The following is a 16,533-nucleotide window of genomic DNA, read 5'->3' on the forward strand; positions in this document are numbered from 1 at the left end:
CAGCGTTGCAAGAAAAGCGCCGAGATTGCGGCCAGCCCCCTTCTCCCCGTCCCTATACGGGGAGAAGTGCCCGGCAGGCAGGTGAGGGGCGGCGCCGACTTCGGCAATCGATCTGAAGCCTCGATAGAGCCCCATCCGATCACATCGCGATTAGCCGGCTCTGGTGAGTGAGGAGAAAAAGATGACCTTCGACTGGCCAACCGCGCTTCCGCTGATCTTCGCCGGCCTGATGGGCCTCGCCATCCTGATCTACGTCATTCTCGACGGTTTCGATCTCGGCATCGGCATTCTGTTCGCCGCCGCTGAAGACGCCGAACAGGATACGATGATTGCCGCGATCGGCCCGTTCTGGGACGCCAACGAGACCTGGCTGGTGCTGGCCGTCGGCCTGCTGCTGGTCGCCTTCCCGCTGGCGCATGGCGTCATCCTGACGGCGCTCTACATTCCGGTCTTCGTGCTTTTGCTCGGGCTGATCCTGCGCGGCGTCGCCTTCGATTTCCGCGCCAAGGTGCCAGCTGGCCGCAAGCATCGCTGGAACCGTATCTTCTTCCTGGGTTCGCTCATCGCCTCGCTGGCGCAGGGCTATATGCTGGGCGTCTATGTGCTCGGGCTCGACGTCGGCCTCGGCGGCATGGCGTTCGGCGTGCTGGTGGCGTTCTGCCTTGCCGCCGCCTACGCGGCGATGGGCGCGGCCTGGGTGATCTACAAGACTGAAGGCGAATTGCAGAAGAAAGCGGTGCGCTGGCTTCGCACCGCGCTGGTGCTGACCGCGCTCGGCATGGCGGCGGTGTCGCTGGCGACGCCCTTCGCCAGCCCGCGCATCTTCGACAAATGGTTCGTCTGGCCGGAAATGCTTTATCTGTCGCCGCTGCCGATCCTGTCGGCGCTTTTGTTCCTGTGGCTGTGGCGGCAGACCTTCCATCTGCCGAAGCCCGACGACCGCCATTCGCTGATGCCGTTCCTGACGCTGGCCGCCATCTTCGCGCTCGGCTTTGCCGGTCTCGCCTGGTCGTTCTACCCGTTCGTGGTGCCCGATCGCCTGACCATCTGGCAGGCGGCTTCCGCGCCGGAGAGCCTGGCCATCATCCTCGCCGGCACCGTGGTCGTGCTGCCGGTCATCATCTTCTATTCGTTCTATGCCTACCGGGTGTTCGGCGGCAAGGCGACGGATCTGACGTATGATTGAAGGGGATGGCGGGAGCTAATCTCCCCCCTCGAGGGGGAGATGTCGCCGAAGGCGACAGAGGGGGTCGCCACACGGAGAGCGCTAACCTCATTCTGTCGCAAGAGGCCGAGACCGGTCGAGCCGACCCCCTCTGGCCGCTTCGCGGCCATCTCCCCCTCAAGGGGGAGATTAACAGCGCTCAGCTCAATTGCTCGCCGACAGCACCAGCACCGGCTTGTCGCTGTAGAGCGCCGGGAACAGCGCCTTCAAATTCGCCACCTTGGGCAGGTCGTTGTAGACGATGTAGGGATAGGTCGGGTTCAGCGTCAGGAAATCCTGATGGTAATTCTCGGCCGGATAGAAGGTCTTGCCGGTTTCCAGCGTGGTGACGATCGGCTCCGGGAACACCTTGGCCTGGTCGAGCTGGGCGATGTAGCTTTGCGCGATCTTCTTCTGTGCATCGTTTTCGGCGAAGATCGTCGAGCGGTATTGCGTGCCGGAGTCCGGACCCTGGAAATTCAGCTGGGTCGGGTTGTGGGCGACCGAGAAATAGACCTGCAGCAGCTGGCCATAGGTCACCTTCGATGGATCGTAGGTGATCTCGACGGATTCGGCATGCCCGGTGCGGCCTGAGCCGACCGTCTCGTAGACGGCGGTGTCCTTGTCGCCGCCGGAGTAGCCGGAGACAGCCCTGGTGACCCCCTTGACGTGCTGGAAGACGCCCTGCACGCCCCAGAAGCAGCCGCCGGCGAAGATTGCCTTTTCAGTGCCGGCGGCCGCCTTCTCGTCGATTGCCGGCGGCGGGATCTTCACCGCGTCCTCGGCCGAAACCGCCGGCGTCAGCCAGAAGGCGGCGCCCGCTGCGGCAAGTGCAAGCGCGGCGAGGGCGCCTTTGACAAAGCCGAGCGAACGGTTTGAAATCTTGATGTTGGTCATGGTTGCACTCCTCGTGGCTTCCATAGGGATCAGTCTATTGCATCAAATAGTGCGGCGCGACGCACATTCGCGTGCGCCGAATGCGGAATCTTACCGTCAGCGCTGCCCCTCACTGTCCTGCCGGACATCTCTCCCCGCAAAACGGGGAGAGAGCAACTGGCCGCGACGCTGGCGTTTCTATCTGCAACACCGATGATTGGCGAAACCGTCGATGAGCGCCCCTCTCCCCGTCACTATACGGGGAGAGGATGCCGGTAGGCAGGTGAGGGGCAGCGCCAAGGGCCGCCCTTGTGAATGAACGGCTGAGACGCGGCAGAACTAGTTGGCCGGAGCCATCGCATCCGTTGCCGGTTTCATCGCATCCGTCGCCGGCTTCATGGCGTCGGCGGCCGGCTTCATGGAATTGGTTTCCATCGGATCGGCCGGCTTCATTGCATCGTTTGCAGGCTTCATCGCATCCGCGGCCGGTTTCATGGCATTTGCAGCCGGCTTCATCGCGTTGGTCGCGTCGTCGGCGCGGGCGATGCCGCCGGCAAACAGCGCCGTCGAGCACAGAGCGAGAGCGAGCGCCGGCAGCGTCAGGCGGGAAATGGTCATGATGATCTCCTTGGGTTGGTCGTGATGGCGCGCCCTCTTGGCGGCCGTGCTATGCGGCGCCGCTCCATGCGGCGTTGCGCAATCTCTTGTCGAAGCGCGATCTAGTCGGTCGCGGCCGCCAGGATCGGTCCGCCACCGGGCGACTGCACGAGCACGGCCGTGCTCAGGCCGCCGGATGCGTGGGGCAGCGGATACGTCGTGGCCGCGCCGGTCCAGCCGCCGAGTTTTTCGAGCGCATGCACGACATTGGCGTGGGGCAAGGTGCGGCCGGTGTTTTCGCCGCGCGACACCGGCACCTCGACGATGCCCTTGGCATAGCGCACCAGCCAGACATCGGCGTGGCCGCCAGGTGCGGCGCCGGCGCCGATGCTGATCTTGCCGCCATCGAGCGACAATGCCGGGCCGCTCGTCCGGCCGCTCACCGAGATCAGCTTTTCGATCTCGCCAGGTGCGGCGCCGACGACATCGGCATGGCCGTTGACCACCACTTGCGGCGTGAACGGCCCGTCATGGCCGAGCGCCGGCTCGTAATTGACCTGGCGCCGGGTGAATTCCTGTTTTCCGAAAATGTCCTTCCAGCCGAGATAGTCCCAGTAGGTGACGTTGAACGACAGCGCCAGCACGCTGGGCTGGTCCTTGACCCTGATCAGATTGGCGTTGGCTGGCGGGCAGGACGAGCAGCCCTGGCTGGTGAACAGCTCGACCACGCTGAGCGGCTGGGCGGCCGCCGCACCGAGCGACACCGCCAGCGCAAGCGCCGAGAGGCTGGACACTGTGACGAACTTGCGGGACATCGGCTTGCTCCGTGGGCGGCGGCGCCTGGATGCACCGCTGATATCCCCACTTCGCCGCTGTCGGCGCCTTCGTTACAGCGCTCACCGGTTTGTGATCGCTAGCGTTCTTCCTTCTCCCGCAAGGGGAGAAGGCAAGAAGAGCAGCTTCTACTGCGTCAGCCGCGTGTTGTTGGGCCGCTTGTTGAAGTCGCACTTGCCGGTGACGTTGTAGAAGAAGTCGGCGTTGCTGACGGGCGCCGGGACCTTGTTGCCGCCGTCTTCCCAGGCCTGGTAGGCTGTCGATCCACAAGGAACGAGGCCAAAGATATCGACGATCTGGCCGGTCGCCATTTCGGCCGGGGGGATGTCCTTGCTTGTCGAGCTATAGAGCCGGTTGGACGTGGCCGGATCGTTCGAATAGAGGTTTTGCGGATTGCCAGATGGGACGTTCATCTGCAGATAGAGGCCAGCCATCTGGCTGACGTCGATTGAGGCACCGGCGGTGTTGCCGGCAGCCATCGTGTCGACGCAGTAATATTTCGTGCCAAACTGGTCGGTGTTCAGCGTCACCCCGTCAGGCGCCTTTTTGCCGACCTTGCAAACCTGCGTTTGGGCCACCGTGGCGACGCCCAGACTGTCGATCTTGCTGACGGTGGTGGTGCCGTACCCTTTGGGATCCGTGCCCCCGCCGTATTTGTAATCGATCGTCATCAGAGGCTTGCCCTCCTTCGCACCGAACATCGTGCCGTAGAGCGTCATTGTCTTGTTCCAGTAACCCGACACCCCGCTGACCTTGAAGGTCGCCTCCACCAAAGCTGGCGCCTTGTTCACCGCCGACGTGACGCCGATCGCCACCGTAGGGATCCTGGCCATCTGCATGAACACGGTCTTCATGGCGAAACTCGCGGTGGCCTGCGCGGTGGCGGTGCCGTTGGCGCTGACGTCGAAGCTGTTCAGCGTCGCAGTGCCCTGTCCGCCGTTTTCTTTGTAGGTATCCTGCAGCACCAACTGACGCTGCGGTTTCGTCGAGGCCGTGTCCATCGTGGTGATCGACAGGATCGCGGCGTCGAGTGCCGCCTGCTCGGTCGACCTGGTCTGGACCGCGGAGGTGTAGTCGACGGAAAAGCCGACCGCGGTGATCAGCGGTATCATGGCGAGAACAAGTATCGGTGCGAACGAGCCGCTCCGCGACTCGATAAAACTGCCTGCAAGCCCCCGCATGCCTTCGTCCTTACATCAGATATTTCCCTCCGCTAACATGCCGATCACAAATTATGCTCTAACGCGTGTGGTTAAAATTTATCGATTTTTCGAGGAATCCGGAGGAAAAGGCGACAAGCGCCCGCACCGCTTGCCCCGGCAGCCGCCTGCTCTGCTTTCGCGGCAGCGGCCGTACGGCTTGCCGGGCAGCGGGCCGCGCTACATGTGCGGCGGCAGCCTGCCGCTTGCTCGGGCAAGCCACCCCTGCTAAACGCGCGCCATGAGCACGCCCCTCGACCACATCCGCAATTTCTCCATCGTCGCGCATATCGACCATGGCAAATCCACGCTTGCCGACCGGCTGATCCAGCTGACCGGCGGACTGGAGCTGCGCGACATGAAGGAGCAGGTGCTGGACTCGATGGACATCGAGCGCGAGCGCGGCATCACCATCAAGGCGCAGACGGTGCGGCTGAAGTACCGCGCCAACAATGGCGAGGACTATATCCTCAACCTGATCGACACGCCCGGACACGTCGACTTCGCCTATGAAGTGTCGCGTTCGCTGGCCGCCTGCGAGGGTTCGCTGCTGGTGGTCGATGCCTCCCAGGGCGTCGAGGCGCAGACGCTGGCCAATGTCTACCAGGCGATCGACAACAACCACGAGATCGTCGTGGTGCTGAACAAGGTCGACCTGCCGGCCGCCGAGCCCGAGCGCATCCGCGAGCAGGTCGAGGAGGTGATCGGCATCGACGCTTCCAACGCCGTGCTGATCTCGGCCAAGACCGGTCTGGGCATTCCCGACGTGCTGGAAGCCATCGTCCACCAATTGCCGCCGCCGCGCGAAGGCGACGCGGCCGCGCCCTTGAAGGCGATGCTGGTCGACAGCTGGTACGACGCCTATCTCGGCGTCATCGTGCTGGTGCGCGTCATCGACGGCGTGCTGAAAAAAGGCCAGACCATCCGCATGATGGGCACCGGCGCCAAGCATCTGGTCGAGCGCACCGGCGTGTTCACGCCGGCCCGCATCAATGTCGACGAGCTCGGCCCCGGCGAATTCGGCTTCTTCACCGGCTCGATCAAGGAAGTGGCCGACACCCGCGTCGGCGACACCATCACCGAGGACAAGCGCACCACGGCCAAGGCGCTGCCCGGCTTCAAGCCGGCGCAGCCGGTGGTGTTCTGCGGCCTGTTCCCGGTCGACGCCGCCGATTTCGAGGATCTGCGCGCCGCGGTCGGCAAATTGCGCCTCAACGACGCCAGCTTCTCCTTTGAAATGGAAACCAGCGCGGCACTCGGCTTCGGCTATCGCTGCGGCTTCCTTGGCCTCTTACATCTGGAAATCATCCAGGAGCGGCTGGAGCGCGAGTTCAACCTCGACCTGATCGCCACGGCACCCAGCGTCGTCTACCGGCTGGCTCTGACCGACGGCTCGATGAAGGAACTGCACAACCCGGCCGACATGCCCGACGTGGTGAAGATCTCGGCGATCGAGGAGCCGTGGATCCGCGCCACGATCCTGACCCCCGACGACTATCTCGGCGGCATATTGAAGCTCTGCCAGGACCGGCGCGGCATCCAGGCCGACCTGTCCTATGTCGGCAAGCGCGCCATGCTGATCTACGATCTGCCGCTCAACGAAGTCGTCTTCGATTTCTACGACCGGCTGAAGTCGATCTCCAAGGGCTACGCTTCGTTCGACTATCACCTCACCGACTACAAGGAGGGCGACCTCGTCAAGATGTCGATCCTGGTCAATGAAGAGCCGGTGGACGCGCTTTCCATGCTGGTGCACCGCACGGCGGCGGAAAAGCGCGGCCGGCAGATGTGCGAGAAGCTGAAGGAGCTGATCCCGAACCATCTGTTCAAGATCCCGATCCAGGCCGCCATCGGCGGCAAGGTCATCGCCCGCGAAACCATCTCGGCGCTGCGCAAGGACGTCACCGCCAAATGCTACGGCGGCGACGTCTCGCGCAAACGCAAGCTGCTGGACAAGCAGAAAGAAGGCAAGAAGCGGATGCGCCAGTTTGGGAAGGTCGATATCCCGCAGGAGGCGTTTATCCAGGCCTTGAAGATGGGCGATTGAGCGGGTTCGGCCTTTGGCCGAACGTATCGACCGGGTGGGTTCCCAGCTAACTAAGAGTGATCGCTCTCAGTCCTACCTTTGCCACTTCGAGATAGCATCTCTGTAAGCATCCCGTGTTGCCCCTTCACTAGCTGCGAGATATCCTTCTCAATTCTTTCAATTAAGAGTCGATCCTCTCTGCGAATCTCCTCTATCTTTGAGACAATCTCATCAAGATCAATCGCCAAAGAATTCCTTGACGGGTCGCTCTCGACGGATTGCATGTCGGCAGCATTTTCAAGTGTCGCGGCCACCCAGGCACTAATCTTCATTCCCTTTCGCTTGGCTGCTGCTCGAGCCTTGTCAACTACAGATGCATCCAAATTCTTGATCGTCCATTGCCGCAGTTCCTGGGAGGCGCTTCCGTCGCGCGCACCTTCGGCACCGCTTGCGCTTTGACCGAGCGCTGCAGTCTCCTGATAAGTCATAGCGAACTCCTCAACGTTCCCCGAAGTACCCCTTCGGGGGTCCCAATAAGGGACTTCAATCATATCCCAACGGATTTACTTGCTGGTTCATGATCAGGAATTAGGGTTAACACGCTATTAAACAACCCCTAAAAAGGGATAGCTGGCATGCGCGCGTGAAGGAGCCCCTTGTCATTTCCGTTCCCTGAGAATAAGTACCCATTTGTTCCTCCCTTGAATGAGGTACCAAGCGTCGTTTCCCTTGCCTGGGGGTACCCCAAATCACTCATGGATGATAGCGAGGCTATTAAACCCTAATTTTAGTGCGCCGCAACAGGAATTTTTTTCTCTCTGCACTTGTTGTTGGGGTACTTTTGGGTTACCCATCGACCTCATTTCCTCTTTTTGGGGAGCCGACATGGCAAGAACAGTTGCGGAATGGCAGATTACGGTCGATCGAGTGTTCGCCCGGTTCAAGGAGAATTATTTGAGCGTTTTGACGCTTGCCCCTTCTGATGCCAGGGCGGCTGTCGCGAAACTGAATGATATAAAAAAGGTGATGGTGTCGAGCGATCTCGGCAAGGCAGCATTTCGCCTCGATCGAAAAACTGCGACTCTTGAGCTGAGCTTGGCTGGGCTGAATCTCATCTGGGAAGCTGGGGAATCCAGAGATTTTCGTGACCTTGACATTGAAGATTTCTGCGAGACTGCGGTATCAATTTACCTGTTCCACGAAATGCAACACGTAGCACAGAGGATGGTGGATTTTGCCGATGTCCAGACGTTGAAGCAGACGGCTGGCCCTCACAAGCTGGGCGAACTCGATGTGATTGCCGATGCCGTCGCGGCGCAGATTTTCGCGACTCTGTATGCAGCAGATTTCGGCAATGATCGCAGGATCTATGCGTCTGCTTTTTTTAATGCGCTGCGGTTCATGATCGAATTTTGTTTCCCTGCCTTTGGCTTCCCTTTGGGAAAGAAGCACAAGGTCCAACGAGCCTTGGGAGTCGTCTTGATGGCTGTTCTCACAGAGCGAGCCATTCGGAATGGCGAGTGGGACGCGGAGTTTGATGCACCGCTTTATCCTGCTTTTTCGAAAAACTTCACTAAAATGGCCCTGCTCTCGTATGCCGGGAGCCCTTCTATTTCGATAGTGCAGTTTACCAAGTCCCTTAAAACAGGCTCCGTGAAAGAGATGCTCGAGTTGATTGACAGCGATCACATCGACAAGATTCTGGACCGCGCCCGGGAGTTGGTCTGAACTGCAGGCGAATTTACTGGCGCGCACACATGCATCTCTTTTGAGATCCAGCGTCTGCTGCCAGTCGGTTTCGAACAACTCGGCGGTTGGAATTTTATCGAGGTCGGTCCCCGCTTTCCGATTCACTCCATCCGCCATGTCTGTCCCGCCGAGATTCAAAACAGTACTGCCGGAAGACTCTTCCGGCACTGGGGCCGTCCATCGGTGCTGCGATCTTTAGCTGAAGGGGGCTGGCCATCAGCGCGCCGGGCAGGAAGGTGTTTGTACTGATAGGTTGGTGGCGCTCGGCCGTGTCGGCTTTGAGCTGTTCATGGTGCGGCGCCCAAGCGTATCGTACACCCAGCTTGGGGAGACACATCACATGCGCACCACATCAGACACCATCGCCTCTCTCGGCCTCGCCATCGGCGGCGCCTTCGGCCTTGCCGGCACCTTCGTCGCCAGCGCTCCGCTGCGCGAAACGCTCTGGACGATCGACGGCGCGGCGCTCGTGGTCGCCACCGCGCTGCTGACGATGAAATACCAGCGGCTGGGCAATGACTGCGTCGCTGCCGGGTTCCTGACCTTCCTGGCCGGAGAGACCCTGCTGATGGCGGGCAATGCGGCGGGGCTTGAGGCCAGCGTGCCTTCCTATGTCGGCGGCATCACGCTGTGGGCAGCAGCACTGGTCATGGTCAGCATGCCCAGGACATTTGCCCTGTGGATGCGGCTCACCGCGCTCGTGGCCGCCGTGCTGTTTGTCGTCTCGGCTTGCATGATCCTCTGGCGCGCGCCCTTGCTGCCGACCTCCGCGCCGTTGCCCGCCGCCGGCTATCCTTTCCTGGTGCTGACCTTTGTTGACTGGATCTGGACGCTGCTGAGGGCGGAGCGGTGAGCTTTTGTCCGCTTCCGTACCAAACGTCCGGCCTGGTTGATCGGGCATCAGCGGGGCGGTAGAAATTCCGGGCGGCGGACCTAGGTTCGCCAATGGCCGGCGCGGGCTCAGGCAACTGCCTCACCGGCATTCGCGCCGGCCATTTTCCACCCGCAGATGATCGCAGCGATCCACCGGCCAGCGCCGCACTTGAAGGAGCGCCGACGCTTCTTGCCTTCCCCCCCTTGTGGGGGAAGGTGGATCGGTGCGCAGCGCCGAGACGGATGAGGGGTGCGTGACGGAGTGAGGCGGTGAAGGTTCTGCTCTGGTTCAGATTCGTTTACTGTTGGCGTCTCGCCAAGCTGGAACACCCCTCATCCGTCTTGCCGCTTCGCGACAATCCACCTTCTCCCACAAGGGGAGAAGGTAAAGCGAACGTTGGCGCTTCAAGACTCAATCCACACCTTCTCGAAATGCTGTTCCAGCGCCTGGTGCTGTTCGCAGCCTTCGACGCCTTTGCGGTACGTCCGGTAGACCGAGCGCCAGTAGGGTTGGATGATGATGCCTGAATCGCGCAAATTCTGCTCGATCTTGGCCATGATCTCCTTGCGCGCCTTGGCGTCCGGCGTCGCCAGCGCCTTGTCGAGCAGCGTGTCGAATTCGGGATTGGCGTAGGCGCTCTCGTTCCAGGCGGCGCCGGATTTGTAGGCGAGCGCCAGCACCTGGACGCCGAGCGGGCGGCCGAGCCATTCGGTGCAGGAGAAGGGGTATTTGCTCCAGTCGTTCCAGAAAGTGGCGGCGGGCAGCACGGTGCGCTTGATCTTCAGGCCGGCGTCGCGCATCTGCGCGCCGATGGCGTCGCCGGTGCTCTTTTGCCATTCGACATCGACGGAGATGAGCTCGAATTCGTGGTCGGCCTTGCCGGCCTCGACAAGCAGCTTCTTCGACTGGTCGACGTCACGCTTGGCCGGGCCGATATCGGCATATTCGGGATGCATGGGGCCGACATGGTGGTTGTCGGCGGGCTTGCCGCGGCCGCCGAGGCCGAGCGCCAGTACGGCGGAATTGTCGACGGCGAGTTGGGCGGCGCGGCGCACTTTGACGTCGTCATAGGGCGCGTTGGCGACATTGAAGCGGGCGACGATGGTGGAGCCGGTGGCGATCTCGGAGTTCATCAGCCCCATCGTCTCGGTCTGCGAGACGGCGTCGGAAGCGGTTTCGTGGTCGGTGTCGATCTCGCCGGATTCGAAGGCCGACAGCATGGCGTTGGGGTCGGAGCCGTAGTCGACCCATTTGATGCCGTCGAGATGGAATTCGCCCTTCCACCAGGGCTTATCCCTGCGCTTCACCTCCGCACCCGTCTCGGCATCCCAGCTGACCAGCTCGCAGGGGCCGGTGGTGATGGCGAGCGCCTTCAGGGGATCGCCGTCGCCCTCATAGGAGCGGTGCATGATCAGCGCCGGATAGTCGGCCATGCCGGCGATCAGCGAGATGTCGGGCTTCGGCAGATTGAGCTTGATGGTGAAGTCGTCGACCTTGGCGATGCCGCCATCGACGACCTTCTTGGTGTCGGCATTGACCAGCGCGCCCATGCGCGCGGCGACCGAATTGCCCGGCACCGAGGCATCGCACCAGCGGGTGAGGTTGTGAATGACATCATCGGCGTTGAAGGCATCGCCATTCGACCAGGATATGCCCTTGCGCACATGCAGGGTCAGCGTCCTGGCGTCGTCGCTCGCCTCCCAGCTTTCGAGCAGCCAGGGCTCGAAGGAGAAGTCGGTGTTCCAGCGCACCAGATATTCGTTGCAGTGGCGGGCGACATTCGACATCTCCACGCCGTCGAAGGTGCGCGGGTCCTTGAAGCCCTTGACGTTCATGGCGACGCGCAGGACGCCGCCCTTCTTCGGTTCTGCCGCGCGGGCAGGGGTGGGGGCGAGCCCGCCCAGCGCAAACGCGCCGGCGGCACTGACACCGAGGCCGGCCATCAGCACCAGATATTCGCGGCGGTTGATGCCGCCGGTCCTGAAATCATCGGCGACGGATTTGGCTTGCGGGTGGAGTTTGCGGTCGGTCAGCATGAATTTCATCGTCGTTCCCCTGTTGTTGATGCATGCCGCCCAAAAGTGCCCAGCGGTTTTGGGACAACGGCATGCACAGAAAAATCGCCCCGGCCGATCGACAGACGCGGGGGCGGACGCGACCGCCGGGGCGCCGTTGCCTGAGCGGGAATGATAGAGCGGGGTGACGCTAGGGAGTGTTCGGTTTTCCGCAGTGATTGTGCGGGGTTCCGCAGGGGGAGTCGGCAGTGCGCTTATGCTTTGCAGCCGCGCTGCGAGGAGATGCGCCAACGGCGCGGCGCCAATCTCCCTCCTTGAGGGGGAGATGGCCGGCAGGCCAGAGGGGGTCGGCACGACGGGACGCGACCTCCTACTTTAAAAAAGATGATGCTAGCGCTCTACGCGCGACGACCCCCTCTGTCGCCTTCGGCGACATCTCCCCTTCAAGGGGGGAGATTAGCGTTCCACCGTCGGCCACTCACCTCGGCCCAGCGCAGCAACCGCGCCGACAATCCGCGCAAACGCTTCCGCCGCGGCCGGCACCGTCGTTCGGGCGCGCAGGAAGCTGTGCACCAGCCTCGGTTCCTCGTGCCACCGGGCCTTGCCGCCGGCGGCCACAATGCGGTCGCGGTAGGTCTCGCCATCCGACGACAGCGGGTCGCATTGCGCCGTGACGATCACCGTTGGCGGCAGGCCGGAGAAATCGGTGTCGCGCAGCGGTGAGAAGGTCGGGTCGTCGGGCGATTGCCGCCTGGCCGAGCGGACGTCGCGGTAGAAGGCGATGTCGGCCACGGATAGCAGCGGCGCCTCGGCGTGTTCGACATAGGAACCGGCGGTCTCGTCGCCGCCGAGTTCGGGATAGATCAGCACTTGCCCGACCGCAGCTCTGATATGGCGGCGCGTCGCCTGCGCCACGGCGGCGGCGAGATTGCCGCCAGCGCTTTCGCCACACAGGACCAGCGGCAGGTCTGACGTCGCTGCCGCCCATTCGAAGGCGGCCACCGCATCGTCGAAGGCGGCGGGGTGGACGTGTTCCGGCGCCAGGCGGTAGTCGACCGACAGCACGTCGAAACCGGTGCCGGCGCAGAGCTCGGCGCAGATGTCGTCATGGCTTTCCAGCCCGCCGAGGATGAAGCCGCCGCCGTGGTAGTAGATCACCATCGCCTTCGCGGCACTACCGGCAAGCTGGTAACGGCGGACCGGGATGTCGCGGCCGGCGGCGATCAGGCCGTCGCTGGCCTTGACGCCTGCTGGGCGGCCCTGGTGGAAGGCCCGGCTCATCCTGTCATAGACGGCGCGCTGCTTGTCGATCGGCAGGCCGATGATTTCGGGCGGATACCAGGCGTTGACCGCGTCGATATAGGCCCACAGGGCCGGGTCGAGCCGTGTTTCGTAGGGGCCGCGGCTCATAGATCGGCGTAGAGCGCGGCCGCGTTGTCGAAGCTGAAGCGCAGCGGCACCGAGCCCTCGACCTGCCAGGCGGTGACGGTCTCGCCCGCCAGCAGCCGGCAGGCGCCGTCGGTGTCGGTGACGGCGCCGCCATAGAGCCGGTTGGCGAGGTTGAGGATGCCGGTCTGGTGCATGGCCGCGCTGCCGCTGCCGCAGGCATCCTTGACCAAAAGCACGCGGAAGCCCTTCGCCACCGCATCCTTGACGGAAGCGTCGATGCAGGCCTCGGTCCAGACGCCCGATATGACCAGCCATTCGATGCCTGAAGACTTGATGTCGCGGGCCGCCGGGCCGGTGCGGAAGGCGCTGGCCTCGGCCTTGACCAGCAGCGCCTCGCCGTTGATCGGTGCCACCTCACGGCAGATCTCGGTCAGCGGATCGCTCTTGTCGGAGAAAGCCGACTTGCCGTCTTCACCGACCGGATGAAACGGCCGGTCCTGCTTGTCGAGATCGACGATGTAGGCCCAGTGGTAGAGCGGCACATGGTTTTGCCGCGCCGCCGCCTGCAGGCGCTGGACATTGGCGAGGATGCTGCTGAAGCCCTCGACCAGATAGCGGGGGTCCTGCCGGTGCTCTTCCTGCAGGTCGATGAAGATCGCGGCCACCGTGCCGGGCTTGATGGAGATGGGGGTTTTCATGCCGATGCGCCTTGGTTGTGGGCGGGCGACACCGCTCTGTTTAGCGAGCTGGCGCAAGCAGCGGTGATTGGCCGGCGCCTCCCCACCTTCGGCATCCACGGGCGGAGCAGGAGCGAAGCTCCGTCGCGGAGACCCGAGGATCCATGCCGTGATGTTGATCGAATGGTGCAGCGGTGCAGAACTTGTACCGTTGCGGTGCATAGAGGTCGCGGCATGGATCCCTTGGGCTGCAAAGCAGCTCCAGGGGTCTGCGCCGCGTCGCTGCGCTCCTTGCTCCGCCCTAGGATGACGAAGCGATGGAAGGCTGCGACAGCAGCGAAGGCTCGCGATCCGGCGCCGGTGTACGAAACCGCCCTCAAACCTGCGTCTCCAGAAACTCGTCCTCATAGGGAAAGCGCGAAAGCAGCTCCGTGCCCGTCTCGGTGATCAGGATCTCGTCCTCCAGCTTGACGCCCTCGCGGCCGCCTTTCTCGCCGATATAGCTTTCCACGCTCACCACCATGCCTGGCACGATATGGCCGTCACGGCCATAGGTCTCGTAATCCATGGCATGCGCGATGAACGGCGTTTCGCCATGCATGCCGACGCCGTGCATTACCGAGGTGTAGCGCTGGTCGACGAAACGGTCCGGGATTTTCCACGCCTTCTCGGCAATCTCGCGGAACGCCATGCCGGGTTTGACGATCGAAATGTTGTGCTGAACCTGGTCGTGCGCCATGCGGTAGAGCGACTTCTGGTAGGGCGTCGGCTTGCCCGGCCCGCAGCGGAAGGTGCGCGAGAAATCCGAATAATAGCCGTAGCAGCCGATCGTGTCGGTATCGAGCGCCAAGAGTTCGCCGGGCCGGATCTTGCGGCCGCTGGCCTCGTTGAACCACGGATTGGTACGCTGGCCCGATGTCAGCAGCCGCGTCTCGATGAACTCGCCGCCCTGGCGGATGACCTCGCCATACATGATGGCGAACAGGTCGTTTTCGGAGACGCCGGGCTTGATCGCCTCGCGTACCGCATAGACGGCGGCCTCGGCGCCGGCCATCGACACCTGCAGGCATTTGACTTCCTCGGGCGTCTTGACCGCGCGCACCGCCAGGATCTCGCCCTGGCAATCGCGAACCTCGCAGCCGCGCTTTTCGAGCGCCAGCGCCTGCAGATGGCTGCAGCGGTCGAGGCCGAGCTTCATCGAGCCGCCGCCATGCTGCTTCAGAAGCTCGGCGATCTCGTCGGCGAAGGGCCCGGCGGTCTCGTCGTCGCGGCCGGAGACCGACGACCAGACCAGCTTGGAAGGACGCGCCTCGTCGATCGTGTCGAGCACCATCGAGACATGATAGCTCTGCGGATATTCGAACAGCACGATCGGCCCTTCGGTCGGGATGAAGAAATAGCGGGTCGAGTTGCGCAGGAAATAGCCGAACATGTTGCGCGAACCGGTGGCGTAGCGCTGGTTGTAGGGATCGAACAACACGACGCCGCCATAGCCGGCCTCGCGCATCCAGCCGCGCAGCTTGGCCAGCCGGCCCTTGCGCAGCGCATCGGCATCGATGAAGGACGGCTCGGTGTCCGACAGCCACATGCCGCCGGCCGGATCGGCCGCGGCCGGGTGGCGCATGCGGTCCTTGAAGTCCACGTCCTCAGTGCTGTCGGGGTCGAAAACGACGATGCTCATGGGGGTACGGCCTTGGCTGGGTTGCGAGGTCGGAGCATGGCGCAGGCGGGGCGTGGGTATTGTGCGGGAAACCGCAGGTGTTGTGCGGGATGCCGCTGGCTAATCGGTTACGTCGCGATCCTTCGCGCCCCCCTCTGCCCTGCCGGGCATCTCCCCCTCAAGGGGGGAGATTGGCAGTTTCGATGCCGCCGTTCTTTTCTTCAACATCTGAGATTAGCGAAAGCAGAGATGCAGTCCGAGCTCCCCCCTTGAGGGGGAGATGTCCGGCAGGACAGAGGGGGGCGCTGTCCCGCCAACGTCTCACCCGTCAGCAAGCGCCCTAATGCCGTCTCGCCAATCTCGGCGGATGCCCATGCTCCTCGCGAAACGCCCGCGCAAAACTCGACATCGATGCAAACCCACACGCCAGCGCCACGTCGCGCACGGCGAGCGTCGAGTGTGCCAGGAGGTCGGCGGCGCGTTTCAGCCGCAGCCGGCGGTAGTAGCCGTTGGGCGAGATAGCGAGTTCGGAGCGGAAGCTGCGTTCGAGCTTGTCGGAGGAGACGCCGAGCTTTGCGGTCAGCTCGGCCATGCCGAGCCGCTCTTCCACCGCGTCCTCCATGATGGCGATGGCCGACAGCACCAGTTCGTTGCGGACGCCGGTGCGCAGCCGCAGCGGCATCATCTTGCGGTCGATGCTGGAACGCAGCTGGCTGTGCACGAACCATTCGGCGACACCTGCGGCAAGCTCGGCGCCGTAGTCGCGGGTGATGATCTCCAGCATCATGTCGAGGCTGCCGACGCCGCCGGCCGAGGTGAAGCGCTTGCGGTCGATGACGTAGAGGTCGCGCCTGAGCTCGATGTTGGGAAAAGCTTCGGTGAAGGCGGCCTGGCTGGTCCAGTGCAAGGTGCAGGCATGGCCGTCGAGCAGGCCGGCCCGCGCCAGGAAGAAAGCCGCGTCCGCCACCGCGCCGATATGGGCGCCATTGCGCAGGCTCTTGCGGATCCAGCTTGCCGCGTCCTCGGCGACGAGGTGGTCGGCATCGCCGCCCGAGCAGACGACGATGCGGTCGACCTTCGGCGCGTCCTCGGCGTAAAAACCCGGCTGGATGACGACGCCGTTCGAGGCCTCGACCGGGCCTTTTGTGCCGCCGACGATGATCCAGCGATAGCATTCTCTTTTCGCCAGGACATTGGCGGCACGCAGCGGCTCAATGACCGAGCTGAACGCCATCATCGGAAAGCCGGGGAAGACCAGCACCGCGAAGGTGAGAGGGGTGTCGGTGGGTTTGGGTGGGGCGTGTGTGGCCATGGGCGCTAGACTTCGGGCAGATGGAGTGCGGCGTCAATTGGCCTGATGCTTGAACCCGGAACGTCAGCGCCGCCCCTCACCTGCCTGCCGGCATCCTCTCCCCGTAAACGGGGCGAGGGAC

The 16,533-nt window shown here is 63.1% G+C and carries 14 protein-coding genes; 4 read left to right on the forward strand and 10 right to left on the reverse strand.

Annotation, left to right across the window (positions count from 1 at the left end; all coding sequences use genetic code 11):
- The first annotated feature begins 181 nt into the window (after positions 1 to 181).
- Entirely contained in the window at positions 182 to 1,186 is a 1,005-nt protein-coding gene (locus NP503_RS11910) for a cytochrome d ubiquinol oxidase subunit II (RefSeq protein ID WP_127269735.1), read from the forward strand.
- Between the two features lie 183 nt (positions 1,187 to 1,369).
- On the opposite strand, the gene msrA is transcribed toward NP503_RS11910, so the two are convergent.
- The 4 genes from msrA to NP503_RS11930 form a co-directional block, all read right to left on the reverse strand.
- Positions 1,370 to 2,101, reverse strand: coding sequence for a peptide-methionine (S)-S-oxide reductase MsrA (msrA, locus tag NP503_RS11915; RefSeq protein WP_127268581.1), 732 nt, complete (start codon positions 2,099 to 2,101; stop codon positions 1,370 to 1,372).
- A gap of 318 nt (positions 2,102 to 2,419) precedes the next feature.
- Positions 2,420 to 2,698, reverse strand: a complete 279-nt coding sequence (locus NP503_RS11920) for a hypothetical protein (protein WP_127269733.1) — start codon at positions 2,696 to 2,698, stop codon at positions 2,420 to 2,422.
- Between the two features lie 101 nt (positions 2,699 to 2,799).
- The gene (locus tag NP503_RS11925; protein WP_127269731.1) at positions 2,800 to 3,492 is read right to left on the reverse strand and encodes a thioredoxin family protein; all 693 of its coding nucleotides are present in this window, start codon (positions 3,490 to 3,492) and stop codon (positions 2,800 to 2,802) included.
- Positions 3,493 to 3,639: 147 nt separating this feature from the next.
- The gene (locus NP503_RS11930) at positions 3,640 to 4,692 is read right to left on the reverse strand and encodes a TadE/TadG family type IV pilus assembly protein (protein WP_127268671.1); all 1,053 of its coding nucleotides are present in this window, start codon (positions 4,690 to 4,692) and stop codon (positions 3,640 to 3,642) included.
- 259 nt (positions 4,693 to 4,951) lie between these two features.
- On the opposite strand from NP503_RS11930, the gene lepA reads away from it, so the two are divergent.
- Entirely contained in the window at positions 4,952 to 6,757 is a 1,806-nt protein-coding gene (gene lepA / locus NP503_RS11935; protein ID WP_127268672.1) for a translation elongation factor 4, read from the forward strand.
- Positions 6,758 to 6,807: 50 nt separating this feature from the next.
- Here lepA and NP503_RS11940 read toward each other — a convergent pair whose 3' ends face one another.
- Positions 6,808 to 7,224: a hypothetical protein gene (locus NP503_RS11940; RefSeq protein WP_127268673.1), complete on the reverse strand. Its 417-nt coding sequence runs from the start codon at positions 7,222 to 7,224 to the stop codon at positions 6,808 to 6,810.
- 397 nt (positions 7,225 to 7,621) lie between these two features.
- Between NP503_RS11940 and NP503_RS11945 the strand changes: the two genes are divergently transcribed.
- Positions 7,622 to 8,464, forward strand: a complete 843-nt coding sequence (locus NP503_RS11945; protein WP_127268674.1) for a hypothetical protein — start codon at positions 7,622 to 7,624, stop codon at positions 8,462 to 8,464.
- Between the two features lie 361 nt (positions 8,465 to 8,825).
- Entirely contained in the window at positions 8,826 to 9,338 is a 513-nt protein-coding gene (locus NP503_RS11950) for a hypothetical protein (RefSeq protein ID WP_164748708.1), read from the forward strand.
- Positions 9,339 to 9,763: 425 nt separating this feature from the next.
- Here NP503_RS11950 and NP503_RS11955 read toward each other — a convergent pair whose 3' ends face one another.
- The 5 genes from NP503_RS11955 to NP503_RS11975 all read right to left on the reverse strand — a co-directional run bounded on the left by NP503_RS11955 (position 9,764) and on the right by NP503_RS11975 (position 16,412).
- Positions 9,764 to 11,404 carry an ABC transporter substrate-binding protein gene (locus NP503_RS11955; RefSeq protein ID WP_127269729.1) on the reverse strand — a complete coding sequence of 547 codons (1,641 nt, stop codon included), beginning with the start codon at positions 11,402 to 11,404 and terminating at the stop codon, positions 9,764 to 9,766.
- A 426-nt stretch (positions 11,405 to 11,830) separates the two neighbouring features.
- Complete coding sequence (locus NP503_RS11960; protein WP_127269727.1) at positions 11,831 to 12,784, reverse strand: alpha/beta hydrolase; 954 nt, start codon at positions 12,782 to 12,784, stop codon at positions 11,831 to 11,833.
- A complete protein-coding gene (locus NP503_RS11965) occupies positions 12,781 to 13,461 on the reverse strand; it encodes an isochorismatase family protein (protein WP_127269725.1) in 681 nt (226 codons plus the stop codon). The genes NP503_RS11960 and NP503_RS11965 overlap by 4 nt, the downstream gene beginning before the upstream one ends.
- 355 nt (positions 13,462 to 13,816) lie before the next feature.
- Positions 13,817 to 15,121 (reverse strand): Xaa-Pro peptidase family protein, encoded by a 1,305-nt coding sequence (locus tag NP503_RS11970; protein ID WP_127269723.1) that lies wholly within the window; start codon positions 15,119 to 15,121, stop codon positions 13,817 to 13,819.
- A gap of 319 nt (positions 15,122 to 15,440) precedes the next feature.
- Entirely contained in the window at positions 15,441 to 16,412 is a 972-nt protein-coding gene (locus NP503_RS11975; protein ID WP_127269721.1) for a GlxA family transcriptional regulator, read from the reverse strand.
- Positions 16,413 to 16,533 lie beyond the last annotated feature (121 nt).

This window comes from Mesorhizobium sp. SEMIA396 (assembly GCF_024518615.1).
Taxonomy (GTDB): Bacteria; Pseudomonadota; Alphaproteobacteria; order Rhizobiales; family Rhizobiaceae; genus Mesorhizobium.

Excerpts from the sequence above, each read along its gene's own strand:
- NP503_RS11920 (WP_127269733.1), bottom strand. The coding sequence starts at position 2,698 with ATGACCATTTCCCGCCTGACGCTGCCGGCGCTCGCTCTCGCTCTGTGC.
- NP503_RS11910 (WP_127269735.1), top strand. The coding sequence starts at position 182 with ATGACCTTCGACTGGCCAACCGCGCTTCCGCTGATCTTCGCCGGCCTG.
- NP503_RS11945 (WP_127268674.1), top strand. The coding sequence starts at position 7,622 with ATGGCAAGAACAGTTGCGGAATGGCAGATTACGGTCGATCGAGTGTTC.
- NP503_RS11960 (WP_127269727.1), bottom strand. The coding sequence starts at position 12,784 with ATGAGCCGCGGCCCCTACGAAACACGGCTCGACCCGGCCCTGTGGGCC.
- lepA (WP_127268672.1), top strand. The coding sequence starts at position 4,952 with ATGAGCACGCCCCTCGACCACATCCGCAATTTCTCCATCGTCGCGCAT.
- NP503_RS11930 (WP_127268671.1), bottom strand. The coding sequence starts at position 4,692 with ATGCGGGGGCTTGCAGGCAGTTTTATCGAGTCGCGGAGCGGCTCGTTC.
- NP503_RS11940 (WP_127268673.1), bottom strand. The coding sequence starts at position 7,224 with ATGACTTATCAGGAGACTGCAGCGCTCGGTCAAAGCGCAAGCGGTGCC.
- msrA (WP_127268581.1), bottom strand. The coding sequence starts at position 2,101 with ATGACCAACATCAAGATTTCAAACCGTTCGCTCGGCTTTGTCAAAGGC.
- NP503_RS11950 (WP_164748708.1), top strand. The coding sequence starts at position 8,826 with ATGCGCACCACATCAGACACCATCGCCTCTCTCGGCCTCGCCATCGGC.
- NP503_RS11925 (WP_127269731.1), bottom strand. The coding sequence starts at position 3,492 with ATGTCCCGCAAGTTCGTCACAGTGTCCAGCCTCTCGGCGCTTGCGCTG.
- NP503_RS11955 (WP_127269729.1), bottom strand. The coding sequence starts at position 11,404 with ATGAAATTCATGCTGACCGACCGCAAACTCCACCCGCAAGCCAAATCC.
- NP503_RS11975 (WP_127269721.1), bottom strand. The coding sequence starts at position 16,412 with ATGGCCACACACGCCCCACCCAAACCCACCGACACCCCTCTCACCTTC.
- NP503_RS11965 (WP_127269725.1), bottom strand. The coding sequence starts at position 13,461 with ATGAAAACCCCCATCTCCATCAAGCCCGGCACGGTGGCCGCGATCTTC.
- NP503_RS11970 (WP_127269723.1), bottom strand. The coding sequence starts at position 15,121 with ATGAGCATCGTCGTTTTCGACCCCGACAGCACTGAGGACGTGGACTTC.